The organism is Pseudomonas sp. GW821-FHT01A09, from assembly GCF_058986725.1.
Window position 1 is genome coordinate 62,060 of the sequence record NZ_JBYSWB010000018.1, and the last position, 23,631, is coordinate 85,690.

Genomic DNA, 23,631 nt, shown 5'->3' on the forward strand with positions numbered 1-23,631 from the left:
CCCGCATGAGCGACTCCCTTGATCTCAGCCTGGACGGTGTAGAACGCCGGTCGCTGGCTGACTTCACCGAACAGGCCTACCTCAACTACTCCATGTACGTGATCATGGACCGCGCCCTGCCGCATATCGGCGATGGCCTCAAGCCGGTGCAAAGGCGCATCGTCTACGCCATGAGCGAGTTGGGGCTGGATGCCGATTCCAAGCACAAGAAATCCGCCCGTACCGTGGGTGACGTGCTCGGCAAGTTCCACCCCCACGGCGACTCGGCCTGCTACGAAGCCATGGTGTTGATGGCGCAGCCGTTCAGCTATCGCTACACCCTGGTCGACGGCCAGGGCAACTGGGGTGCGCCGGACGATCCCAAGTCGTTTGCCGCCATGCGCTACACCGAGGCGCGCTTGTCGCGTTACTCCGAAGTGCTGCTCAGCGAGCTGGGTCAGGGCACTGCCACCTGGGGCCCGAACTTTGACGGCACCCTGCAGGAACCACTGGTGTTGCCGGCGCGCCTGCCCAACATTCTGCTCAACGGCACCACCGGTATCGCCGTGGGCATGGCCACCGACGTGCCGCCGCACAACCTGCGCGAAGTCGCCGCCGCCTGCGTGCGCCTGCTCGATGAGCCCAAGGCTACAGTCGAGCAGCTGTGCGAGCACATCCAGGGCCCGGATTACCCGACCGAAGCGGAAATCATCACGCCGCGCGCCGACCTGCTGAAAATCTACGAGACCGGCCGTGGCTCGGTGCGCATGCGCGCCGTGTATCACGTCGAGGATGGCGACATCATCGTCACCGCGCTGCCGCATCAAGTCTCCGGCGCCAAGGTGCTCGAGCAGATCGCCGCGCTGATGCAGGCCAAGCCGTCCAAGCTGCCGCAAGTGGCCGACCTGCGCGACGAGTCCGACCACGAGAACCCGTGCCGCATCGTCATCATTCCGGTCAACAGCCGGGTCGACCACGAAGTGCTGATGCAGCACCTGTTCGCCAGCACCGATCTGGAGTCCAGCTACCGGGTCAACGTCAACATCATCGGCCTCGACGGCAAGCCGCAGCTCAAGAACCTGCGCGCGCTGCTGCTGGAGTGGCTGGAGTTCCGCGTCGAGACCGTGCGCCGGCGCTTGCGTTTCCGCCTCGACAAGGTCGAGAAGCGCCTGCACCTGTTGGACGGTTTGCTGATCGCTTACCTCAACCTCGACGAAGTGATTCACATCATTCGCACCGAGGAGCACCCGCGCGCCAAGCTCATCGAGCGCTTTGCCCTGAGCGAAGTGCAGGCCGACTACATCCTCGATACCCGCCTGCGGCAGTTGGCGCGTCTCGAAGAGATGAAGCTGCGCGCCGAGCAGGATGAACTGCGCAAGGAACAAGCCAAGTTGCAGGCCTTGCTGGGCAGCGAGGCCAAGCTCAAGAAGCTGGTGCGCACCGAGATCATCAAGGATGCCGAAACCTACGGCGACGATCGCCGTTCGCCGATCGTCGAGCGAGCCGAAGCCAAGGCGCTGTCGGAAAACGAACTGTTGCCCAACGAGAAAGTCACCGTGGTGCTTTCGGAAAAAGGTTGGGTGCGCTCGGCCAAGGGGCATGATATCGACGCCACTGGCCTGTCGTACAAGGCCGGCGATGGCTTCAAGGTCGCCGCTGCGGGGCGCTCCAACCAGTTTGCGGTGTTCATCGACACCACCGGGCGCAGCTATTCGGTGCCGGCGCACACCTTGCCGTCGGCCCGTGGCCAGGGCGAACCGCTGACGGGGCGCCTGACGCCGCCGCCGGGGGCGAGCTTCGAGTGCGTGCTGATGCCGGACGACGATGCACTGTATGTGGTGGCCTCCGACGCCGGTTATGGCTTTGTGGTCAAGGGTGAAGACCTGCAGGCCAAGAACAAGGCCGGCAAGGCGCTGCTGAGCCTGCCCAATGGGGCCAAGGTGATGGCACCGCGACCGGTGGTCGACCGCGAACAGGATTATCTGGCCGCTGTGACGACGGAAGGTCGCCTGCTGGTGTTCAAGGTCAGCGACCTGCCACAACTCGGTAAAGGCAAGGGCAATAAAATCATCGGCGTGCCGGGTGAGCGGGTAGCCAGTCGTGAAGAATACGTCACCGATCTGGCGGTGCTCGGCGCGGGCGCGACCCTTGTATTGCAGGCCGGCAAGCGTACTCTATCGCTCAAGGCTGACGATCTGGAACATTACAAGGGCGAACGTGGGCGGCGCGGCAACAAGCTGCCGCGCGGCTTTCAGCGGGTCGATGCACTGCTGGTCGAAACGGCCGACTGAGGCGAGGCGCTTGCGCCGATCGGCTCGGTTACCGTCCGATTGGCTGGAAGCGCTGGAGTCATGGCGCATATTCGCGGATGATATGGCCCCTTGAGGTGTCGGCGTGGCCGCGCACCCTGACGAATTTCGACAGTATCACTGCGGCAAGCCGTGTGGCGGCCGCCTGGATGGGATGATGAATTTTCTGCGCCTTCCACTCGCTTTACTGCTGGCCGGCATGCTTGGCCTGGCCGGTTGCAGCGTGCATCAGCCGGTGGCGTTGTATCAACTCGATAGCGGCAACCCGGGTCAGCCCAAGGCGACCAGCGGTATGTCGGTGCTGCTCGGGCCGGTGTCGGTGGCCGATTACCTGCAACGCGAGACTCTGCTTCAGCGTCACAAGGACGGTAGTCTGACGGCGGCCACCGACGGTCGCTGGGCGGGCAGTCTGGCTGCGGATATCGATCAGCTGCTGGTGCGCCAGCTGGCCTGGCGGCTCGACAGCCCCAAGGTGATGCTGGCGCCGAAGCCGGCCAATTTCAGTCCGGATGTGCAGGTGTTGCTGTCGATCACCCGTCTGGATTCGGGTGATGGTCAGCCGGCGGTGCTGGACGCGCAATGGCGGCTGCTCGATCGCCGTGGCCAGGTGCGTGACAGCCGTATCGTCCACCTCGAAGAGAAGCATGCCGACGACACGCCGGCGCAAGTGCGGGCCCAAGGTGTGCTGTTGCAGCGCCTGGCCGAGCAGTTGACCGCGGCGGTCAAGCCGTTGGCCAACCAGCCGGCACTGGCGCAGGAGCCGCGTAAAGCGGCGGTGGAGCCGGCCGCCAAGGAAGACAAGCCGAAGATGCCGCTGGCGGCGCCGATTCGTACCGATATGGAAATCTATCGGTTCTGAGCATGACGGTTGCCCATAAAAAACCCGCATTGAAGAATGCGGGTTTTTTTGTGGCCCTGAAAGTTTCGCGGGCCTTGTTCCTACAGCGCCGTACCACTGTGGGAGCAAGGCTTGCCCGCGAAGCTTTTGATGTCAGCTCTTGACCCGACGATCACTCATGCGCGCCAACTGCCGTTCAAGCATCGACGGATAGGGCTCCAGCAACCGCTCCACGCAAGACGCGCCTTCAGGGCTGGCGATCGGGCGAATCCGCGCGCGTTGCTTGATCAGGCTGTTGTCGTTGATGCTGCGCTCCACCAGCAGCAGGTTGCGGCTGTGCTGGGACAGCGCCAGGGCATCCTGGGCGGTGTCGGTCAGCAGCAGATCGATCTGGCTGATACCGAACAGGCCTTCACCCAGCACCAGGCCCAACTGCAATTGCAGGGTGATGCCGCTGTCCGCCACTTCGATCTGCAACTGGTGCCCCAGGGCGCGCAGCAGCTCACCGCAGCAGATGGCGTTGGTCAGGTAATCGTCACCGCTGTCGTCGCTGTGGAACAGCAGTAACGAACTACCATCGCTCAAGGTGTGCAGTTGCGCCTGATACAGCGACGCGGCCTGATCCAGGCAGTCGCGGTAGCGGTCCAGCAATTCAAGCAAGCGCGTGCGCGGCAGGCGCCGCAGTTGTTCCTGCGAGCCCAGTTGCACCGCCAGCACCGCACTGTGAGATGGCTGCGCGGATGTCACCGGCGCCGCTACGGTCTTGATTGCCGGCAGCGGAGGGTGGCCTTCAGTGAAGGACGGCTCGTGCAGATCGGCGAAGGCGTCGTCATCCTCGTCGTCCTCCACTGCGCTGATGCGCCGTGGTGCGGCCTTGGCGGCAGCGGGCACGGCGGCCATTTCGTCGAAACGCGGATCGCGCAGGTTGCGCAGTTGATAGGCGTCCTGCGGCTCGTCGTCTTCGTCCTCGTCAACGACTTCTTCTACATATTCTGGCTCGGCCGGCTCCGGAGCGTACTGCGCGTGCAGTTGCCGGGCGAGGTCGCCGATCTCGTCCTGGCGGGTGATGGCCGGGGTGTGCTCGTCGATATGGCGCAGCCACACGCGCAACTGCAGCAGCGGCGTCGACAGATTGCGCCCCAGGCGCAGGCTGAACGCCAAGGCCAGCGCCAGCAGGATGCCGGCGAGAATGCCCATGCTCTGCAAGCTGATCAGCATCGGCTGCATGAACTGCGACATGTCGAGGCTGACCCGCAAGGTGCCTTCGTTGACGTTCTGGAAGGTGATCTTGGTTTCGTACAGGCCGCCGGAGGCGTCCAGCAGGCCGGTTTTCGGGCGTTGCCCGGACTCCGCCACCAGCCGGTTGTCGGCGCTGAAGATGGCGGCATGGGCCACCAGCGGGTTTTTCGCCAGGTTGCTGAGCAGCACGTTGAGGCTGAGGATGTCGTTGGACACCAACAGCTCGGTGGCCGAGACCGCCGTCTGCTGCACCAGGCTGTTGCCCAGCGCGTCAGCCTGCTCGTGCATGGCCTGCTTGAACTGCAACCCCATCACGCAGGCATAGATGATCAGGGCCACGGCGACCAGGAAAACGTTATGGCTGGCGATGCGCAGGGCGATCGGTGCGCGGCGGTGACGCAGGGCCCGAAAGATCAGCAGGAAGAAGTTATCGTTTTTGACTGGCGTGGGCCGGTTCACTGAGCGCGGCTCTTTTGGCTGAGAAGTTGTTGCGCAGTATAACGAGCGACCCTTGGGCGGCAAAGCGCTGCCTGCACCCGATGGTCACTGAAAGTCGGTAGAATGCGATTTTTTACTCTCTGGGGGTGCGCCTTGAGCGAAAAGCAACAGATCATTACCCTGATGGGTCGCGAATTGCCATCGGCGGTAGTCGATCCTGTGGTCGAGTTGGCGCGGCAGGCAGGCTTGCGACTGCTGAATTCCCGGACGCTGTCGGCGCCCTTGCAGCAGGCGTCGGCATCGAGCAAGGCGTGCATCGAGCTGACGCTTGTCGGGGAGTTGGCCGATGAGGCCGCTTTGCGCGCGGCGTACCTGGCGTTGGCCGATGAGCTGAGCGTGGACATCGCCCTGCAGGAAGAGTCGGCCTATCGCTGCAAGCGCCGCCTGGCGGTGTTCGACATGGACTCGACGCTGATCGAGGCCGAGGTCATCGATGAACTGGCCAAGGCCCACGGCATCGGTGATCGCGTTTCGGAGATCACCGAGCGGGCGATGCGCGGCGAGCTGGATTTCAAGGCCAGCTTCCGCGAGCGTCTGGCGCTGCTCAAGGGTCTGGATATCAGCGTGCTGGACGCCATCGGCGCGCAACTGCGCCTGACCGAAGGCACCGAGCTGCTGTTCGCCGAGCTCAAGCGCCTGGGTTACAAGACTGCGATTCTGTCGGGCGGCTTCACCTATTTCGCCAAGCAGCTGCAGGCGAAGCTGGGCATCGATTATGTGTTTGCCAACGAGCTGGAAGTGGTGGACGGGCAATGTACCGGCGTGGCCGTGGAGCCGATCGTCGATGCGCAGCGCAAGGCGGATCTCTTGCAGGAACTGGCGGCGAAGGAGGGTTTGACCCTCGAGCAGACCGTGGCCGTGGGCGACGGTGCCAACGATCTGCCGATGCTGGCCCTGGCGGGCTTGGGCGTAGCGTTCCGCGCCAAACCGCTGGTGCGCCAGTCGGCCAGGCACGCCATCTCGACCCTGGGCCTGGATGGCTTACTCTACCTGCTAGGCCAGGCCGACCGCGGCTAACCTGTAGCGAGGGGGCTTGCCCCCGATCAGGTAAGCCAGTCATACAGATGTCGCCGACGGGTTTTTCGGGGGCAAGCCCCCTCGCTACAGGGTCCGTCGCAGGCCTTTTCGCCCCCCGATGACTTTCAAGCACTGGCCTGGGTAATCACCGCCACATCCCGCAGCGGCTTGCCGCGCACCGGTGCATCGCCGGCCACGTAGTAGGCCGCCGTACTGCGCGGCAGCGGCGCGCGGCCGCGGATCCGGTCGGCGATCTTCTCGGCGATCATGATGGTCGGGGCATTCAGGTTGCCAGTGGTGATGATCGGCATGATCGACGCATCCACCACGCGCAGCCCCTGCATCCCGTGCACACGCCCCTGATGATCGACCACCGCCATCTCGTCGGTGCCCATCTTGCACGAGCACGATGGATGGAAAGCCGTCTCGGCATGCTCGCGAATGAACTGGTCCAGCTGCTCATCCGTCTGCACTTCGACGCCCGGGCTGATCTCGCGACCGCGGTAGGCGTCCAGCGCTGGCTGCTGCATGATCTCGCGGGTCAGGCGGATGCCGTCACGGAATTCCTGCCAGTCCTGCTCGGTGGCCATGTAGTTGAAAAGAATGCTCGGGTATTCCCGCGGATTCTTTGATTTCACCTGCACGCGACCGCGGCTCGGCGAGCGCATCGAGCCCACGTGCGCCTGGAAGCCATGCTCCTTGACGCCGTTGCTGCCGTTGTAATTGATCGCCACCGGGAGGAAGTGATACTGGATATTCGGCCATTCGAACTCCGGCCGCGAACGGATGAAACCGCCGGCCTCGAACTGGTTGCTGGCGCCGATGCCGGTGCCGTTGAACATCCACTCGGCGCCGATGGCCGGCTGGTTGTGCAGCAGCAACGAGGGGTACAGCGACACCGGCTGCGTGCAGGCGTATTGCAGGTACATCTCGAGGTGATCCTGCAGGTTCTGGCCGACGCCGGGCAGGTCGTGCACCACCGGGATGTCCAGGGCTTCGAGCACGGCCGCCGGGCCGACGCCGGAGCGCTGCAGGATCTGCGGCGAGGCGATGGCGCCGCTGCACAGCAGCACTTCCTTGCGAGCACGGGCTTCGATGCGCTTGTCGCTGTCGCCTTCCAGATAAGCGACGCCCACGGCGCGCTTGCCTTCGAACAGAATACGGTCGGTCAGGGCATGGGTGACGATGGTCAGCGTCGAACGCTGCTTGGCGATGTCCAGATAACCGCGGGCAGTGCTGGCGCGACGGCCGTTGGGCGTCACGGTGCGGTCCATCGGCCCGAAGCCTTCCTGCTGGTAGCCGTTGAGGTCTTCGGTGCGCGGATAACCGGCCTGCACGCCGGCCTCGACCATGGCGTGGAACAGCGGGTTGTTGCCGGCCTTGGGCGTGGTCACGCTGACCGGGCCATCGCCGCCGTGGTAATCGTTGGGGCCGATGTCGCGGGTTTCGGCCTTCTTGAAGTACGGCAGGCAGTCCGGGTACGACCAGTCTTCGAGGCCTGGCAGTTTTGCCCAGCCGTCGTAGTCCATGGCGTTGCCGCGGATGTAGCACATGCCGTTGATCAAGGATGAGCCGCCCAGGCCCTTGCCGCGCCCGCACTCCATGCGACGGTTGTCCATGTGTGGCTCGGGGTCGGTTTCGTAGGCCCAGTTGTAGCGGCGGCCCTGCAGCGGGAAGGCGAGGGCGGCGGGCATCTGGGTGCGAAAGTCGAGGCGGTAGTCGGGGCCGCCGGCTTCGAGCAGCAGCACGGTGACGCCGGCGTCTTCGGTCAGGCGCGCGGCCAGGGTGTTACCGGCCGAGCCGGCGCCGATGATGATGTAATCGAATTCCTGGGACATGGGATGTTCCCTCTTGAAAAGTGTGCGAGTCGTGGCGAGGCAGGGGCTCGGCGCGGACCGTGTGGTGAGGGGGCTTGCTCCCGAGGGGCCGGCACAAACACACCGCGTACGGCAGGTCAGGCCTGTCGAGGGCAAGCCCCCTCGCTACACTGGTTGGTTACGGCGCTCAGAACACCGACGCGTAATCGCCCAGCTCAACCTGCACGGATTTGATTCGGGTGTACTGCGCCAGCGAGCTGATGCCATTCTCGCGGCCCACACCGGATTGCTTGTAGCCGCCCACCGGCATCTTCGCGTCGGACTCGCCCCAGGCGTTGATCCAGCAGATACCGGCTTCAAGCTGATGAATCACGCGGTGTGCGCGGTTCAGGTCCTTGGTCACCAGGCCGGCGGCCAGGCCGAACTCGGTGTCATTCGCGCGGCGGATCACTTCTTCCTCGCTCTCATAGCTGAGGATGCTCATCACCGGGCCGAAGATCTCCTCGCGCACGATGGTCATGTCGTCAGTGCAGTCAGTGAACACGGTCGGAGCCACGTAGGCGCCCTGAGCGAAGGCGCCGTCAGTCAAGCGATCGCCGCCATGCAGCAACCGCGCGCCTTGTTCCTTGCCCTTGGCGATGTAGCCGAGCACGCTTTCCATGTGGGCGAAGCTGACCAGCGGGCCGAAATTGGTGTTCTCGTCCTGCGGATCACCGATGCGAATGCGTTTGACGCGCTCGACGATCTTGGCTTCAAAGGCCGCTTGCAGGGCCTTGGGCACGAACACGCGGGTGCCGTTGGTGCACACCTGACCGGAGCTGTAGAAGTTGGCCATCATGGCGATGTCGGCGGCGCGGTCCAGGTCAGCGTCGTCGAAAACGATCAGCGGGCTCTTGCCGCCCAGCTCCATGGTCACTTCCTTGAGCGAGCTGCTCGAGGCGCTGGCCATGACCTTCTTGCCGGTGTCGGTGCCGCCGGTGAAGGAGATTTTCTCGATGCGCGGGTGCTCGGTCAGCCAGCCGCCGACTTCGCGGCCGCTGCCGGTCAACACGTTGAACACGCCGTCGGGCACGCCAGCGGCGGTGTAGATTTCCGCCAGCTTGAGGGTGGTCAGGGAGGTGACTTCGCTGGGCTTGAAGATCATCGCGTTGCCGGCGGCCAGGGCCGGAGCGGACTTCCACAGGGCGATCTGGATCGGGTAGTTCCAGGCGCCGATGCCGACGGTCACACCCAACGGCTCGCGGCGGGTATAGACGAACGAACTGTCGCGCAGCGGGATCTGCTCGCCTTCGATGGCGGGCACCAGGCCGGCGTAATACTCCAGCACGTCGGCACCGGTGACGATGTCGACATAGCGCGTTTCGGAGTACGCCTTGCCGGTGTCGAGGGTTTCTAGCTGGGCGAGTTCGTCGTTGCGTTCGCGGAGGATATCGACGGCGCGGCGCAGGATGCGCGAGCGCTCCATGGCGGTCATGGCGGCCCAGATTTTCTGGCCCTTTTCGGCGCTGACCACGGCGCGTTCGACGTCGGCCTGGGTGGCGCGCTGGACCTTGGCGAGGACTTCCCCGGTGGCCGGGTTGATGGCGTCGAAAGTGTCGCTGCCGCTGGCGTCGACGTAACCACCATCGATGTAGAGTTTTTGCAGTTCGAAACGGGCCATAAAATCCTCGCTAAAGCTGAGTGAGTGGCGCTATCCCCCCGGGCCGCGGCCCATTCCGGCAGCCAGGCTGCCGGGAGGTCCAGGAGGCAGGGTCGTCATGCGCCCGTGCCCACCTGTTTCGCCAATTGCGTATCCATGTATTCGAAGGCGATCTGCTGCGCCTGCTCGGTGTCGAAGGCATCCCCCGACAGCGCGCCGCGCAACCACAGACCGTCGATCAAAGCGGCCAGCCCGCGGGCGGCGCTGCGTGCGTCTTCAAGCACGAGCACGCGGCGGAACTGGCAGCACAGGTTGGAATACAGGCGGTGGTCGTTGATCCGCTGCAACCTGTGCAATGACGGTTGGTGCATGCTGGCGGCCCAGAAGGCCAGCCAGGTTTTCATTGCCGGGCCGTTGACCTGGCTGGCGTCGAAGTTGCCTTCGATGATCAGCTGCAGGTGCGCCCTGGGCGAGTCGTCGGCCAGCGCCTGACGGCGGGCGGCGACGTTTTCGATCAGTGCATTCATCAGGTACCGCATGGTCGCGGCGATCAGGCCGTTCTTGTCCTGAAAGTAGTGACTGATGATCCCGTTCGAGACCCCCGCAAGGCGGGCGATCAAGGCAATGCTGGCATCGGCCATGCCGACCTGATCGACGGCCTGAAGCGTGGCTTCGATCAATTGCTGGCGGCGTATGGGCTGCATACCGACCTTTGGCATCTGTAACTCTCCTTAAGCCTTGGGTCTTGCCGCAGACGTGATACGGCCGTCGAAACCAAGACCAGTGTATTTTATTTAGATTGAACGTTCAATCAATAAAAAATCGGGCGAAAAATCGAGGTGCTTTATATCACCTCGTCGCCGGGCTGGTCTGTGTTGCTGATGTGTTTCGATCCCTGTAGCGGGGGGGCTTGCCCCCGAAAAATAGTGCCAGCAACCCATGTGTGGCTGACGTATTGCAATCGGGGGCAAGCCCCCTCGCTACAGTGGGGCGGTGCCGCGTTCAACCGTGATTCTTGCCCAGCAACGCGTGATACAGCTCGCTGTCGCCGAGGATCCCGACCACCTGGTTATTGTCCTGCAGCACCAGCTTGTGGCCGGTCTGGTAACGGATCTGCAGCGCGTCGCGCATGCTGATGTCGGCGCTGACCACGGTGGGGCGGCGGTCCAGGCCGTCGAAACCCTGTCCGGTGGCCCAGTTCTGCGAATCCATGCTCGCGCCGCCCTGGCTGATGCCGGCGAAGCTGTTGTCAGTGCCCAGATTGATCCATGAGTCGCTGCCCGGATCGAGGCACACCTTGGCGCCGTTGATGCGGTTGCACTGGTCCAGCGTGCGCATCAGGCTGCGCCCGCACAGCACATTGAGCGGGTTGGTGTGGGCGACGAACGTGCGCACGTATTCGTCGGCGGGGTTGAGGACGATCTCTTCCGGCACGCTGTACTGCACGATGCGCCCGTCTTTCATGATGGCGATGCGCGAACCCAGCTTGAGGGCTTCATCGAGGTCGTGGCTGACGAACACGATGGTCTTTTGCAGCTTGTTCTGCAGTTCCAGCAGTTCGTCCTGCAGGCCCTGACGGATCAGCGGGTCGAGGGCCGAGAAGGGTTCGTCCATCAGCAGGATGTCGGCGTCCATGGCCAGCGCACGGGCCAGGCCGACGCGCTGCTGCATGCCGCCGGACAGTTCGTCGGGCTTCTTGTTGCGCCACTGCGCCAGGCCCACCAGCTCGAGTTTTTCATCGACCAGCTTGTTGCGTTCCTTCTCGGGGCGGCCCTGCATCTCGAGGCCGAAGCTGATGTTCTCGCGCACCGTCAGCCAAGGCATCAGGGCGAACTTCTGGAACACCATGGCGATGCGCTTGGTACGCATCAGCTTGAGTTCGGCGGGGGTGCAGTTGGCGATATTGATCTGCGAGCCTTCGTGCTCGACGAACAGCGAACCACGGCTCACGGTGTTGAGACCGTTGATGCAGCGCAGCAGGCTCGACTTGCCCGAGCCGGACAAGCCCATCAGCACGCAGATTTCGCCTTTTTCGATTTCGAGGCTGGCCTTCTCGACACCGACGATCTGGCCGGTCTTTTTCAGGATCTGGTCACGGGTCATGCCCTGATCGAGCAGCTTCAGGGCTTCGCGCGGGTCCTTGGAGAAGATGACGTCTACGTTGTCGAATTTGATGATGCTCATTGGTCGGCCCTCACCTTGGCGTCAGGTTGCTTGCAGATGCGGTCGAGCATGATCGCCAGTAATACGATCGCCAGACCAGCTTCGAAGCCCAGGGCGATATCAGCGGTGTTCAGAGCGTTGACCACGGGTTTGCCCAAGCCGTCGGCGCCGACGAGGGCGGCGACCACCACCATCGACAGCGACAGCATGATGCATTGAGTGATGCCGGCCGCGATGCTCGGCATGGCGTGGGGCAGTTCGATACGCGACAGCAACTGGCGGCGCGAGCAGCCGAAGGCCTTGCCGGCGTCGAGCAGTTCATGGGGCACGTCGAGGATGCCCAGGTAGGTCAAGCGGATCGGTGCGGCGATGGCGAACACCACCGTCGAAATCAGCCCCGGCACTACGCCCAGGCCGAACAGCGTCAGGGTAGGGATCAGGTACACGAAGGTCGGTACGGTCTGCATCAGATCGAGCACCGGCCGCATCACGGTGTAGAACATCGGTTTGTGCGCGGCGATGATGCCCAGCGGCACGCCGATGATGACGCACACGAGCGTGGCGAATACCACTTGAGACAAGGTCTCCATGGTCTCTTGCCAGTAGCCCAGGTTGAGAATCAGCAGGAAGGACGCGACCACGAAAACCGTCAGGCCCCATTTGCGCTGGATGAAATGCGCCAGTGCCGCGATCAATGCCGTGAGGACCAGCGGGTTGAACCACGTGAGGCCGTTGGTGAGGCCGTGGATCATGCCTTCGAGGGTGGAGGAAATGGCGTCGAAGGTGCTAGCGCCGTGGCGGGTCAACCAGTCGACGAAGGCCGCGATGTACTCGCCGAGTGGAAGTTTATGATCTGTCAGCATGGTAGTGAGTGTCCGCATGCAGGGGAATCGGAGCAGGATCGGGCGGGCGTGCCGCCCGATCGTTGCGATTACTTCGTGAGCTGGGCCTTGGCGGCCTCCAGGCCTGGTTTGCCATCAACGGTGGTCACGCCGGCAAGCCAGGTGTCGAGCACTTGCGGGTTGTTCTTCAGCCAGGCCTTGGCGGCCACGTCAGGCTTCATCTTGTCGTCGAGCACATTGCCCATCAGCGAGCTTTCCATGTTCAGGGTGAAGCTGAGGTTCTTCAGCAACTGCCCAACGTTGCTGCACTCCTGGGTGTAACCCTTGCGCACGTTGGTGTAGATGGTGGCCTGGCCGAAATTCGGACCGAAGTAGTCGTCGCCACCGGTCAGGTACTTCATCTTGAAGCGGGTGTTCATCGGGTGCGGTTCCCAGCCCAGGAACACCACTGCGGTATCGCGACGCTGGGCGCGTTCCACCTGGGAGAGCATCCCGGCTTCGCTCGACTCGACTACCTTGAACCCTGCATCTTTGAGGCCAAAAGCGTTTTTATCGATCATGCTCTGGATCAGGCGGTTGCCGTCGTTGCCAGGCTCGATGCCGTAGATCTTGCCGTCGAGCTCTTTCTTGAATTTGACGATGTCGGCGAAGTCATGCAGACCCTTGTCATACAGCGACTGCGGCACGGCCAGGGTGTACTTGGCGTTTTCGAGGTTGGCGCGCACGGTTTCGACGGTGCCGGCGTCACGATAAGGCTTGATGTCGTTTTCCATGGTCGGCATCCAGTTGCCCAAAAACACGTCCATGTTCTTGCCATCGGCCAGCGACTTGTAGGTCACGGGCACGGAAATCATGGTGGTCTTGGTCTTGTAGCCCAGGGACTGCAGCACGGCGCTGGTAACGGCGGTGGTGACGGTGATGTCGGTCCAGCCGACGTCCGAGAAATTGACCGTGGCGCATTGAGCAGGCTCTGCGGCTTGGGCCAGGACGGGTAGACACAGCATGGCGGCCAACAACAGCGATGGTGAACCTTTCATGGGTGAGCTCCTGAGGTGTTTTCTCGTCGACCCCTTTGGCGAGGGTCGCTTGTAGGTGATGCAGCTGACGGGCGTCGCCAGCGGTTTGCAAACGCTCTGGCCGGGTGCCTGGCAATCGGGTCTGGATGGATCATGCCCCCGTCGATAATCAAACGCCTACAGGGGGAGTCGTATCCAGTACAGAGCGAGTCGTATCCAGTATCGATGACGTCGCTTACAGATTTTCGGGCCCCGAAAATCAACCCAATGTGTCGGTTGGGGCCCTGAAAACGGCCTCTTGCGGGCACTGACGTTGATGGGCAAGCGTTTGTCGGTTGCAGACGCTGCGCCCCGTCGCAAAAGGCTGATGATGCCAGGCAATCGGCGGATTGCTTCTCCATCCTAGCAGCTCCGCCCCCCGGCACCCGGAGTTTGACGGGGCCCAGGCCCAGGAGTTCGCGGCAATGGCTATCAGTGTGTTCGACTTGTTCAAGATCGGTATCGGGCCTTCCAGCTCGCACACCGTCGGCCCCATGCGGGCCGCTGCCCTGTTCGTTCAGGGGCTGCGTGAGCGCGACGAGCTCAGCCAGGTGCGGCGCGTCGAGGTGCGCCTGTACGGGTCGCTGTCGGCCACCGGCATCGGTCATGGCAGCGACAACGCCGTGATGATGGGGCTGATGGGCGAGTGGCCGGATGCGATCGACCCGTCTTGCATCGGGTTGCGCATCGCCAGCCTGCGCGAGACCGACACGCTGATGCTCAACGGCCAGGTGCCGATCCCGTTCGTGTGGCAGCGCGACATGCGCCTGCTGGATGAAAACCTCCCATATCACCCCAACGCCATGACCCTGATCGCCGAAGGCGAGCTGGGCGAACTGCACCGCGACACTTACTATTCGGTGGGCGGCGGCTTTGTGGTGGATGCGGCGCAGGCGGCCAGCGGCGTGCTGGATGCCGACAACACCGTGCTGCCGTATGACTTCAACAGCGCCGTGGAGCTGCTGGAATTGTGCGAGCGCCATCAACTGCGGATTTCCGAATTGATGATGGCCAACGAGAAGGTCTGGCGCCACGAGGAGGAGATTCGCGCCGGGTTGATGAAGCTCTGGCACGCCATGCAGGATTGCGTCGAGCAGGGCCTGTTGCACGAGGGCATTCTGCCTGGAGGCCTGCATGTGCGGCGGCGTGCGGCCAAGCTGCACCGCAGCCTGCTGGAGCTGAACAAGCCCAACGTGATCGGCTCGACCCTGAGCGCCATGGAGTGGGTCAACCTGTTCGCCCTGGCGGTCAACGAAGAGAACGCCGCCGGCGGGCGCATGGTCACCGCGCCCACCAACGGCGCGGCGGGGATCATCCCGGCGGTGCTGCACTACTACATGAAGTTCAGCGACGAAGTCAGCGAGGCCAACGTGGTGGACTTCTTCCTCGGCGCGGCGGCGGTGGGCATCCTGTGCAAGAAGAACGCGTCCATCTCCGGCGCCGAAGTGGACTGCCAGGGCGAGGTCGGCTCGGCCTGCGCCATGGCCGCGGCCGGACTGGCGGAGATACTCGGCGCGACCCCGGCGCAGGTCGAGAACGCGGCGGAAATCGGCCTGGAACACAACCTCGGCCTGACCTGCGATCCCGTGGGCGGGCTGGTGCAGGTGCCGTGCATCGAGCGCAACGCCATTGCCGCGGTCAAGGCCATCAATGCCGCGCAGATGGCGCTGCGCGGGGATGGCCAGCACTTCATTTCGTTGGATCGAGTGATCCGCACCATGCGCGATACCGGCGCGGACATGCATGACAAGTACAAGGAGACCTCGCGCGGTGGTTTGGCGGTCAATACCATCGAGTGCTAAGTCACCCCTGTCCCTGTAGGGAGGGGGCTTGCCCCCGAAAAATGGCTCTGATACCGCGCCGTGCCTGTTTCACCGAATCGGGGGCAAGCCCCCTCGCTACAGGAGGCCGGTCGTGCCTAGCCGCCACACCAACTCTGTGGGAGCAGGGCTTGCCCGCGAAGAGGCCGGTCCTGCCTATCGACTTGCCAGCCGCCACATTAATGCCCACTTCGCCCCCCAAGCGCCACGTTTTGGCGCGCCCCGCCTGATGGCCTGGTGATGCCAGCGACACCGGCATGCTCGCTACCGGCGTAGCGTGCCTGCGGAAACACTTCTTTTATCTTCGGGCCTGCGTCTTGCAATGCAGATGCTACCGAAGTGCCCAGAGACCGCGACCGGCCACGTCCTCGCCCATCCTCCCACGCCACTTCCCAAGACCGACCTAGACGCATTGCGACGTCGTTTTCAGGTTTTGTTGAATAGCCATTCAATTTCCGGCATGGCATTTGCGTTGTGTTCGTCACGCCCATCAGCCGTCGACGATGGCAAAGAACAAGAGCCCGCGCCTGGGGCCACCCTATAGCTACGTGAGGAGATACCGCGATGACGTCTTTTACTTCAGGGGTCCAACCCCAGACCCGCACGCCTCAATCCATCGGCTTCCTGCTGCTGGATAATTTCACGCTGATTTCCCTGGCCTCCGCAGTCGAACCGCTGCGCATGGCCAACCAGCTGTCGGGTCGCGAGCTGTATCGTTGGACTACCCTGAGCGTCGACGGTAACCAGGTATGGGCCAGCGATGGCCTGCAGATCACCCCCGATGCGGCCATGCACAAGGCCCCGGCCCTGGACACCGTGATCGTCTGCGGCGGCGTCGGCATCCAGCGCACCGTCACCCGCGAACACGTGTCGTGGCTGCAGAGCCAGGCCCGCCAGTCGCGCCGCCTCGGTGCGGTGTGCACCGGCAGCTGGGCACTGGCCTGCGCGGGCCTGCTCGACGGCTTCGATTGCAGCGTGCACTGGGAATGCCTGGCCTCGATGCAGGAAGCCTTCCCGCGCGTGGCCATGAGCACCCGCCTGTTCACCCTAGACCGCAACCGCTTCACCAGCTCCGGCGGCACCGCGCCGCTGGACATGATGCTGCACCTGATCAGCCGCGACCACGGTCGGGAGCTGTCGGCGGCCATCTCCGAGATGTTCGTCTACGAGCGCATCCGCAACGAGCAGGATCACCAGCGCGTACCGCTCAAGCACATGCTCGGTACCAACCAGCCCAAACTGCAGGAAATCGTCGCGCTGATGGAGGCCAACCTCGAAGAGCCCATCGACCTCGACGAACTGGCGGTCTATGTCGCCGTGTCCCGGCGGCAGTTGGAGCGGTTGTTCCAGAAATACCTGCACTGCTCGCCGTCGCGTTACTACCTCAAGCTGCGCTTGATTCGCGCACGGCAACTGCTCAAGCAGACGCCAATGTCGATCATCGAAGTGGCCTCGGTGTGCGGCTTCGTCTCCACGCCGCACTTCTCCAAGTGCTACCGCGAGTACTTCGGCATTCCGCCGCGTGACGAGCGCGTGGGGTCGAACAACTCCCAGCAAGTGGCGATGATCCCGATTCCGCAAGCGATGGTGCTGTCGCCGTTGTCCGGCCCGCTGTCTGCGCTCAGCCAGGCGCGTAACGAATCGACCTTTGCCAGCGTACGCCTCTGACCCGCCATCCAACCTGTAGCGAGGGGGCTTGCCCCCGAAAAATAGTGCCAGCAACCCATGTGTGGCTGACGTATTGCAATCGGGGGCAAGCCCCCTCGCTACAGGATGACGTATTGTCAGGCAGTGGCTTTCTTGAACTGCGCCAACGCCGGCAGCAACTGCTTGTCGATCGCCTCGCGGACCGCCGGCAAGATCGTCGCGCTGCCGGTCAGGATCACCTCTATCGTCCCGCACAGTGTCCTTGAAGATACAAATAGGGAAACAGGCAAGAATTGCACTCCAGTAGTGCTGTGTTGGCAATAACTTTTAAGTTATGTGAGTCTGAGCTTTTCATTAAGCTTTGCAGCGTTTGTCACTCGCGTGGTTTTAGTTACCCCTCCGTCCAGTTGAATTTTCTTCGTATGTGTTTGCATCAGTCTTTGAACCCTACGAAGAACGACATCATCTACAAGCGATTTGTCCACTCCCAATGTACGTGCAATCAGTTTCAGGCCAGCCTTTGCACGGATCGTGGGGTCTGCTCCGTCAGCTATATCGATAAATGACTGTAAATATAGCTTTTCAGACGGTTGCGCCTGTACGTAATGCAAGACTTTCAGCGATTCTTCGTGCCGTCGCCTCATTCGGAACCAATCAACTGGGACCGTAAAGTCGCTCATCGCCGCTAACGCCATGGCTCGATAGCTGGGATCTGATTGTTCCAGCACTATCTCCATTCGATAGTTCGCACTCTTTGTTAATTCTCTTCTGATTTCATCGCTGCTTTCGCGGCCTGTCAAATGGAAAATAGGGCCGTGTTTTGGGACGATTTCAAATAGAGGAAGGTTTTTCCCGGCAGCGAGTACGGCTTTCAAACTTGAAGCCGAACCAGCCCGTCCTGAGGGGTCACTGAGGTTCACTGCATCACCGCTGCAATAAACATAGCTATTGAGACCGCCCCTGCCAAACGGACTGAGGCTATCGGAACTATTGAATCTTTTAAGGACGGGGTTATAGGCGCGATAACCGTGCCCCAATAGATAATGGCCCGTGAAGGGGTCTCGATACTTGCCATTGAAACCGCTGGCATGCTGCTGACTGGCAACGAAACCGAAAGCCTCATGGCTTATGGGTTGTCGTTGGGCGCCCAGGACGGCAAGTGCCGTCTGTTTCTGATCTGAAACAAGCAATATCGTGGGATAGGGCACGGGCGGCACTCCTGGAGAGCCTGGAGTCTGAAGCTCCCCTCTCACCTTGTGTAGCTGACAGATCTGATAGGTACGAGCCTCCGTCGAATCGATCTGCGGTTTACGTTTCTATCCCATCACGCCGTCGTCTTCTTGAACGCCGCCAACGCCGGCAGCAACTGCTTGTCGATCGCCTCGCGGACCGCCGGCAAGATCGTCGCGCTGCCGGTCAGGAGCTCCTCCACCATCTTGCGCAATGCCTTGAACCGCGCCTCATCCAGCCCCCGCACCGCACACTGACACGCCTGCTCGGCAGTGGCCCCGGCCGGCGTCTCGAAACCCAGCGCCCTGAGGTGGCTGAGCAGGTCTTCCTGGTCAATCAAATCCGCGTGCATCATGGCGCTTGTCCTTTATGGCAGGAGAGAGGATTGATCGGATTCTGGTTGCAGGCGCGCACCGGAGCAAGGGTCGAGTGACGGCTTGGCAGGGATAGCTAACCGCGTGTCGTTTTTGGACGTGAGGGGCATTGGCTGAATCGGCACACTGCATCCAGCCAGGATGGCGCCCGGGGTTTGGTCACCTTCGAGGCAAATGGTTGGCCGACAATGAAAACCCCGGTCTTGCGCACGGCTTGCCGGGGTTTTTTCTGTTGCAAGCGGACTCATGCGAACGCCCGCTACGCCAAGGCGTTCAGATTAGCCGCCCCCTGTCCGATCTCAGCATTCAAGACGCTGCATTGCTCCTCGGCCAGATACTGCACGACTGCCGCCAAGTCCTTCGCAATATGTCCTCTTCCGGTAGATAGATCATCCTGAATAGCCCGTCCCAGAGCAGACAGCCATTGCAGACATTCGTGGCTGGCCCGCATCGTATCGAGGGACTCACAGGCTATTTTTTGCACAGTGACTGGCGTATTCATTGGTGAGCCTCCCGCACTGCAGCATCGGCTGGATCACTCTGGTACAGGACACCAGGCGCCAAACGGCAACTGAGGGGAATACGGATTTCAAGCGGATTGGTACGGATCATGTGTAGCTCCCATTGTTGAGGAACCGCCACGCATCGTCGCCAAACGAAAGGGGTGGCAGCTGTACGCAGGTTGGCGAACCGGGACAATAGGAACCCGGCAGATCCGAGGATCTCCCGCGCACAGCCGCCATAACGCAGTGCTGCAGGCAAAAACAAAGCGCCTGCAATCGGAAATGGGGGCGCCTGTGCGCCTATTGTGTCTCGGGTCGCCAAACCCGTTCGCTGATGTGCAGCGACATCGGCACGATACCGGGCATCATCGGCGCTCGCAACAGCAATACCAGGGTCCGGCTAGCCCTTGGGCACCTGCCACCCCCCACCCAAAGCAACCACGAGCCCCACACTGGCCTCGACCTGCCGCGTATTCAGACTCTGTAACTGCCGCTGCGCCACCAGCGCCGCCGTCTGTGCGGTCACCACCTCCAGATAACTCGCCGCCCCCGCCTGATAGCTGCTCATGGCGATCTGTTCCGCAGCGTTGGCCGCATCCACCGCGGCCTTCTCATCTACCGCCTCGCGCTGCAGATCACGCAGTTGCCCGAGGTTGTCCTCGACCTCGCGCACGGCATGCAGGACCTTGCTGTGATACTGCGCGGCGGCTTCGTCGAACTCGGCCCTGGCTTGACGATCCGCGGCACTGCGGCGGCCGCCATCGAACAGCGGCAGATTCAGCACCGGCCCGATCGCCCAGTAACGGTTGGCGGCGCTGAGCAGGTTGCCGACGCCCTGGGTTTGCCCGCCGATCAATCCGCTCAGGCTGAAGTCCGGATACCAGGCCGCCCGCGTCACGCCGATATTGGCGTTGGCGGCGAACACCCGGCGCTCGGCCGCCGCCACATCAGGGCGGCGTTGCAGCAGGCGGCTCGGCAATTGCGCCGGCAACTCGGGTATGGCCATCAACGGCTGGTCGGCCGCCAGGGAGAACTCGCTCGGCAACTTTCCGACCAGCTCGGCAATCGCATGCTCGGCCAGATTGCGCTGGGCACGCACATCGTCCAGCTGCGATCGCGCTTCGGCCAGTTGGCTCTGGGCGCGGGTCAGGTCCAGCTCCGAGGAAATCTTGCCTTCGTAGCGATCCTTGGTCAGTTGCAGCGCCTGGGTGTAATCGTTGAGCGAGTTGGCCAGCGTGCCGGCTTGCGCGTCCAGGCCGCGGACCTGCACATAGAGTGTGGCCAGCTGCTGTTGCAGGCTCAATTGCGCCGCAGCCAGGTCGTCGCCGCTGGCTTGCGCCTGGGCGTCACCCGCGGCCACCTGGTTGCGGAGGCGGCCCCAGAGGTCGAGGTCGAAATTCAGGCTCAGCGTGGCCGTGTCGCTGTTGTACACCGATGGCTGGGTATCACCGCGCAACGGTCGGCTGTCCGATTGGCGCTGGCGCACGGGGGAGGCCGACGCGCCGATCTGCGGCCACAGCCCGCCATGCAAACCGCTGGCATAGGCGCTGGCGGCATCGAAGTGCGCCACGGCTGCGGCCAGGTCCGGGTTGGCCTTGAGCAGTTGCTCTTGCAGGCTGTTCAAGCGCTCGTCGTGGTACAGCTGCCACCACTGAGTCGGCAGTTGATCGTTGGCCGCGACCGAATGCCAGGGCCCGACCTGTTCGCCGTAATGCTCGGGCAGCGCCACGGTTGGCGCCTTGTACCTCGGCGCCAGCGAGCAGCCCTGCAGGGCCAGGGTCAACAGCAGGGCGGCGAAGGGGGCGCAGGATGCTCGATCAAGCCTTGGGCGCATGGGCGGCTCCTGTTTCGGCCAGTTTCACCGGATCGTTCTCGCGCAGGGCATCGGGCGGGTTGTCGACCACCCGGTCCTGGGCGGCCAGGCCCTGGTCGATCACCAACCGCGCGCCGAGGTCGAGGCCGATATGGATGTCGCGCATATGCACATGATTGTTGGCGTCCAGCACCGCGACCTGAGTGCCCTGGGCGCGGAAGATCAGCGCGCTGGAGGGGATGCTCACCGCATGCACGTCGGCCGCTAGCTTGAGCGTAGTGTCGGCATAGTCGCCGGGCATCAGCGCGCCGTCCGAGTTGTCGGCGACGAACTGCGCCAGCAGTGTGCCCGAGCGCGGGTCCACCGAAGTGGAGTCACCCAGCAGGGTGGCGCTGTAGGTCTTGCCGGGGTGCTCGGGCACCGTCAGCTGCACCTGCAAGCCGGGATGCACGGCGCTGGCGTAGTTCTGCGGCACCGGGATGTAGAGGCGCAGGCGGCGGGTGTCGGCAATGCTGAACAGCGACGTGGCACCGCCGTCGTCGGCCTTGATCAACTGGCCGATGTCGGTATTGCGCGCGGTGATGGTGCCGGCGAACGGCGCCCGGATGGTCTTGTACGCCTCGAGGTCCTTGAGCCGCGCGTAGTCGGCCTCGGCGGCCTGCACGTCGGCCTTGGCCACGGCGGCACTGGAGACCTTCTCGTCCACCTCTTGTTGCGACACCGAATGGGTATCGAGCAGATGCTGCCAACGCTGCGCGGTGCTGGCGGCCAGTTGCGCGCTGGCCTTCTGTTGCAGCAGGTGCGCATAAGCCTGGGCCATCTGCTGGTCGAGCTCGGGGCTGTCGATATCGGCGAGCACCTGGCCGGCCTGCACTTGGGTGCCGATGTCGGCTTTCCAGTCCTTCAGGTAGCCGCTCACGCGGGCGTTGATCGGCGCCATGTTCCAGGCCTGCAAGTGCGCGGGCAGGTTCAGGGTGTCGCCTTGGGCATTGACGCTGGGGGCGAAGGTGCTGACCACCGGGATCGCCTGGCTCTCGGTCCAGACCTGCACGGCGTGGGCCTCGCGGCTGCGTGCCGAGAGGCCCACGCCGACCAGCACGGCCGCCAGCGTCAGGCCGCTGAGACCGGCCACCATCAAGCGTTTGCGCGAAGGGGTAGGGTTAGATGACATGAGCGGTTTCTCCAACGACAGCGCGAGGGGTTGAGCGACGGTGCGCCAGGCTGAACACCACGGGCACGAACAACAAAGTAGCGGTAGTGGCGAGGATCAGACCGCCGATCACGGCGCGCCCCAGCGGTGCGTTCTGCTCCTGGGAAAGGGCCAGGGGCAACATGCCGATGATCATCGCCAGGGCGGTCATGCACACCGGGCGGAACCGCGTGTAGCCCGCCTCCATGGCGGCCTTGAGGGCATCGCCATGTTCGGCCAGGCGCTCGCGGCAGAAACTCACCACCAGGATCGAGTTCGCCGTGGCCACCCCCATGCACAGGATGGCCCCGGTCAGCGCCGGCACCGACAGCGAGGTGCCGCTGAGGAACAGCATCCACACGATTCCGGCCAGCGCCGCCGGCAGGGCGGTGATGATCACGAACGGGTCGACCCAGGACTGGAAGTTGATCACGATCAGCAGGTAGATCAGCACCACCGCGCCCAGCAGGCCGACGCTCAGGCCACTGAAGGCTTCGTGCAGAGCGTCGATCTGGCCATGCAGGCTGATGGTCGCGCCTTTGGGCCGCAGGCTCGCGGTGTCGTCGATGACCTTTTGAATGTCCTTGGCCACGCCGCCCAGATCACGGCCTTGCACGTTGGCGTAGAGGTCCAGTGTTGGCGTCACGTTGTAGTGGGTGATCACGTCGGCGGTGTTGACCCGCTTCAAGGTGGCGATGCCGCCGAGCACTGCGCTCTGGCCATTGCTGCCGGTGATCGGCAACGACTCCAGCTCCGGCAGGGTGTCCATGCGGTACTGCGGCGTCGCGCCGACCACCGAGTACGACACGCCGTTGGCCGGGTTCAGCCAGTAGGTCGGGGCGGTCTGCGAGGTGCCGGCCAGGGAGGCGCCGAGGCTGTTGGTCACGTCACGCTCGGTAATGCCCAACTGGTTGGCGCGCTGACGGTCGACGTTGACCTGCAGTGACGGGTAGCCCAGCGATTGCTGCAGCCGCAAGTCGGCGATCCCGGAAACATGCTCCAGCCGGCGCTGCAACTCGGCAGCATAGGCGCGGTTGGCGGCATCGTTGGGGCCGGAGATTTTCACGTCCAGCGGCGCCGGGGCGCCGAAGTTGAGGATCTGGCTGCTGATATCCGCTGGCATGAAGGCGAAGCCGGTACCGGGGAAACTCTGGGGCAGCACTTCGCGCAGGCGTTTGACGTAGTCGGCGGTGGGCGCGTGGCCTGGCTTGAGTGCCACCTGGATGTCGCCGTCCTGTGGGCCGACGGTGCCGCTGGCGCTGTAGGCCATGTCGATACCGCTGAGCGGGATGCCGATGTTGTCGATGATGGTGTCCAACTGATCAGGCGGCACGACCTCGCGGATTTTCGACTCGATGCGATCGAAGGCCGCGGCGCTTTCCTCGATGCGGGTGCCCAGCGGCAGCCGCACGTGCATGGCCATGGCGCCGGCATCGGTGTTGGGGAAGAAGTCTTCGCCCAGGCTCGGCAGCATCAGGAAGCTGGCCAGTACGCAAGCCAGGAAGCCGATCAGAAAGCGCTTGCGGCTGCCCAGCGCCAGCAGGAGCAGGCCGTGGTAGGCATCACGCAGCGCCGAGAAGCCGCGCTCGAAACCGGCCTGGAAGCGGATCAGGCCACCGACCAGCGCGTTGTGACGAGGGGCTGCGGTGGCAGTCGGAT

Annotated in this window: 16 protein-coding genes and 2 pseudogenes; 5 read left to right on the forward strand and 13 right to left on the reverse strand. The window is 63.3% G+C overall.

What is annotated here, in order from left to right; genetic code table 11:
* Positions 1 to 5: 5 nt before the first annotated feature.
* Both parC and AC3WJP_RS19640 read left to right on the forward strand, forming a co-directional pair.
* Positions 6 to 2,270 (forward strand): DNA topoisomerase IV subunit A, encoded by a 2,265-nt coding sequence (gene parC / locus AC3WJP_RS19635; RefSeq protein ID WP_493720862.1) that lies wholly within the window; start codon positions 6 to 8, stop codon positions 2,268 to 2,270.
* 175 nt (positions 2,271 to 2,445) lie between these two features.
* Positions 2,446 to 3,147: a PqiC family protein gene (locus tag AC3WJP_RS19640; RefSeq protein WP_493720863.1), complete on the forward strand. Its 702-nt coding sequence runs from the start codon at positions 2,446 to 2,448 to the stop codon at positions 3,145 to 3,147.
* A gap of 132 nt (positions 3,148 to 3,279) precedes the next feature.
* On the opposite strand, the gene AC3WJP_RS19645 is transcribed toward AC3WJP_RS19640, so the two are convergent.
* Positions 3,280 to 4,824, reverse strand: a complete 1,545-nt coding sequence (locus AC3WJP_RS19645; RefSeq protein WP_493720864.1) for an AhpA/YtjB family protein — start codon at positions 4,822 to 4,824, stop codon at positions 3,280 to 3,282.
* 285 nt (positions 4,825 to 5,109) lie between these two features.
* Here AC3WJP_RS19645 and serB point away from each other — a divergent pair.
* Positions 5,110 to 5,880, forward strand: a pseudogene (gene serB, locus AC3WJP_RS19650) (phosphoserine phosphatase SerB); the annotation flags it as partial.
* Positions 5,881 to 6,005: 125 nt separating this feature from the next.
* Here the strand turns inward: serB and betA are convergent.
* From betA to AC3WJP_RS19680, 6 genes are all read right to left on the reverse strand, one after another.
* Complete coding sequence (betA, locus tag AC3WJP_RS19655; protein WP_493720865.1) at positions 6,006 to 7,718, reverse strand: choline dehydrogenase; 1,713 nt, start codon at positions 7,716 to 7,718, stop codon at positions 6,006 to 6,008.
* A 166-nt stretch (positions 7,719 to 7,884) separates the two neighbouring features.
* A complete protein-coding gene (betB, locus tag AC3WJP_RS19660; RefSeq protein WP_493720866.1) occupies positions 7,885 to 9,357 on the reverse strand; it encodes a betaine-aldehyde dehydrogenase in 1,473 nt (490 codons plus the stop codon).
* Positions 9,358 to 9,452: 95 nt separating this feature from the next.
* Positions 9,453 to 10,055, reverse strand: coding sequence for a transcriptional regulator BetI (gene betI, locus AC3WJP_RS19665; RefSeq protein ID WP_493720867.1), 603 nt, complete (start codon positions 10,053 to 10,055; stop codon positions 9,453 to 9,455).
* A 283-nt stretch (positions 10,056 to 10,338) separates the two neighbouring features.
* Positions 10,339 to 11,520 carry a choline ABC transporter ATP-binding protein gene (gene choV, locus AC3WJP_RS19670; protein ID WP_493720868.1) on the reverse strand — a complete coding sequence of 394 codons (1,182 nt, stop codon included), beginning with the start codon at positions 11,518 to 11,520 and terminating at the stop codon, positions 10,339 to 10,341.
* The gene (choW, locus tag AC3WJP_RS19675) at positions 11,517 to 12,362 is read right to left on the reverse strand and encodes a choline ABC transporter permease subunit (RefSeq protein ID WP_493720869.1); all 846 of its coding nucleotides are present in this window, start codon (positions 12,360 to 12,362) and stop codon (positions 11,517 to 11,519) included. The genes choV and choW overlap by 4 nt, the downstream gene beginning before the upstream one ends.
* A 68-nt stretch (positions 12,363 to 12,430) precedes the next feature.
* The gene (locus AC3WJP_RS19680; RefSeq protein WP_493720870.1) at positions 12,431 to 13,378 is read right to left on the reverse strand and encodes a choline ABC transporter substrate-binding protein; all 948 of its coding nucleotides are present in this window, start codon (positions 13,376 to 13,378) and stop codon (positions 12,431 to 12,433) included.
* Between the two features lie 443 nt (positions 13,379 to 13,821).
* Between AC3WJP_RS19680 and AC3WJP_RS19685 the strand changes: the two genes are divergently transcribed.
* Together AC3WJP_RS19685 and gbdR are read left to right on the forward strand one after the other, a co-directional pair.
* Positions 13,822 to 15,198: an L-serine ammonia-lyase gene (locus AC3WJP_RS19685; RefSeq protein WP_493720871.1), complete on the forward strand. Its 1,377-nt coding sequence runs from the start codon at positions 13,822 to 13,824 to the stop codon at positions 15,196 to 15,198.
* A gap of 582 nt (positions 15,199 to 15,780) precedes the next feature.
* Positions 15,781 to 16,884: a choline metabolism transcriptional regulator GbdR gene (gbdR, locus tag AC3WJP_RS19690; RefSeq protein WP_493720872.1), complete on the forward strand. Its 1,104-nt coding sequence runs from the start codon at positions 15,781 to 15,783 to the stop codon at positions 16,882 to 16,884.
* A gap of 311 nt (positions 16,885 to 17,195) precedes the next feature.
* Here the strand turns inward: gbdR and AC3WJP_RS19695 are convergent, their stop codons facing one another.
* The 6 genes and pseudogenes from AC3WJP_RS19695 to AC3WJP_RS19720 form a co-directional block, all read right to left on the reverse strand.
* Positions 17,196 to 18,071, reverse strand: coding sequence for an RHS repeat-associated core domain-containing protein (locus AC3WJP_RS19695; RefSeq protein ID WP_493724036.1), 876 nt, complete (start codon positions 18,069 to 18,071; stop codon positions 17,196 to 17,198).
* 116 nt (positions 18,072 to 18,187) lie between these two features.
* A complete protein-coding gene (locus AC3WJP_RS19700) occupies positions 18,188 to 18,448 on the reverse strand; it encodes a hypothetical protein (RefSeq protein ID WP_493724037.1) in 261 nt (86 codons plus the stop codon).
* A 278-nt stretch (positions 18,449 to 18,726) separates the two neighbouring features.
* Positions 18,727 to 18,969 (reverse strand): hypothetical protein, encoded by a 243-nt coding sequence (locus AC3WJP_RS19705; protein ID WP_493724038.1) that lies wholly within the window; start codon positions 18,967 to 18,969, stop codon positions 18,727 to 18,729.
* 401 nt (positions 18,970 to 19,370) lie between these two features.
* Positions 19,371 to 20,804 (reverse strand): efflux transporter outer membrane subunit, encoded by a 1,434-nt coding sequence (locus AC3WJP_RS19710; RefSeq protein ID WP_493724039.1) that lies wholly within the window; start codon positions 20,802 to 20,804, stop codon positions 19,371 to 19,373.
* Positions 20,788 to 21,954, reverse strand: coding sequence for an efflux RND transporter periplasmic adaptor subunit (locus AC3WJP_RS19715; protein ID WP_493724040.1), 1,167 nt, complete (start codon positions 21,952 to 21,954; stop codon positions 20,788 to 20,790). The genes AC3WJP_RS19710 and AC3WJP_RS19715 overlap by 17 nt, the downstream gene beginning before the upstream one ends.
* A pseudogene (locus AC3WJP_RS19720) lies at positions 21,944 to 23,614 on the reverse strand (efflux RND transporter permease subunit); the annotation flags it as partial. The gene AC3WJP_RS19715 and the pseudogene AC3WJP_RS19720, both read right to left, overlap by 11 nt.
* Between the last annotated feature and the right edge of the window lie 17 nt (positions 23,615 to 23,631).

Excerpts from the sequence above, each read along its gene's own strand:
- AC3WJP_RS19715 (WP_493724040.1), bottom strand. The coding sequence starts at position 21,954 with ATGTCATCTAACCCTACCCCTTCGCGCAAACGCTTGATGGTGGCCGGT.
- choW (WP_493720869.1), bottom strand. The coding sequence starts at position 12,362 with ATGCTGACAGATCATAAACTTCCACTCGGCGAGTACATCGCGGCCTTC.
- AC3WJP_RS19680 (WP_493720870.1), bottom strand. The coding sequence starts at position 13,378 with ATGAAAGGTTCACCATCGCTGTTGTTGGCCGCCATGCTGTGTCTACCC.
- AC3WJP_RS19710 (WP_493724039.1), bottom strand. The coding sequence starts at position 20,804 with ATGCGCCCAAGGCTTGATCGAGCATCCTGCGCCCCCTTCGCCGCCCTG.
- gbdR (WP_493720872.1), top strand. The coding sequence starts at position 15,781 with ATGACGTCTTTTACTTCAGGGGTCCAACCCCAGACCCGCACGCCTCAA.
- AC3WJP_RS19700 (WP_493724037.1), bottom strand. The coding sequence starts at position 18,448 with ATGATGCACGCGGATTTGATTGACCAGGAAGACCTGCTCAGCCACCTC.
- parC (WP_493720862.1), top strand. The coding sequence starts at position 6 with ATGAGCGACTCCCTTGATCTCAGCCTGGACGGTGTAGAACGCCGGTCG.
- betA (WP_493720865.1), bottom strand. The coding sequence starts at position 7,718 with ATGTCCCAGGAATTCGATTACATCATCATCGGCGCCGGCTCGGCCGGT.
- AC3WJP_RS19685 (WP_493720871.1), top strand. The coding sequence starts at position 13,822 with ATGGCTATCAGTGTGTTCGACTTGTTCAAGATCGGTATCGGGCCTTCC.
- betB (WP_493720866.1), bottom strand. The coding sequence starts at position 9,357 with ATGGCCCGTTTCGAACTGCAAAAACTCTACATCGATGGTGGTTACGTC.
- AC3WJP_RS19705 (WP_493724038.1), bottom strand. The coding sequence starts at position 18,969 with ATGAATACGCCAGTCACTGTGCAAAAAATAGCCTGTGAGTCCCTCGAT.
- betI (WP_493720867.1), bottom strand. The coding sequence starts at position 10,055 with ATGCCAAAGGTCGGTATGCAGCCCATACGCCGCCAGCAATTGATCGAA.
- AC3WJP_RS19640 (WP_493720863.1), top strand. The coding sequence starts at position 2,446 with ATGAATTTTCTGCGCCTTCCACTCGCTTTACTGCTGGCCGGCATGCTT.
- choV (WP_493720868.1), bottom strand. The coding sequence starts at position 11,520 with ATGAGCATCATCAAATTCGACAACGTAGACGTCATCTTCTCCAAGGAC.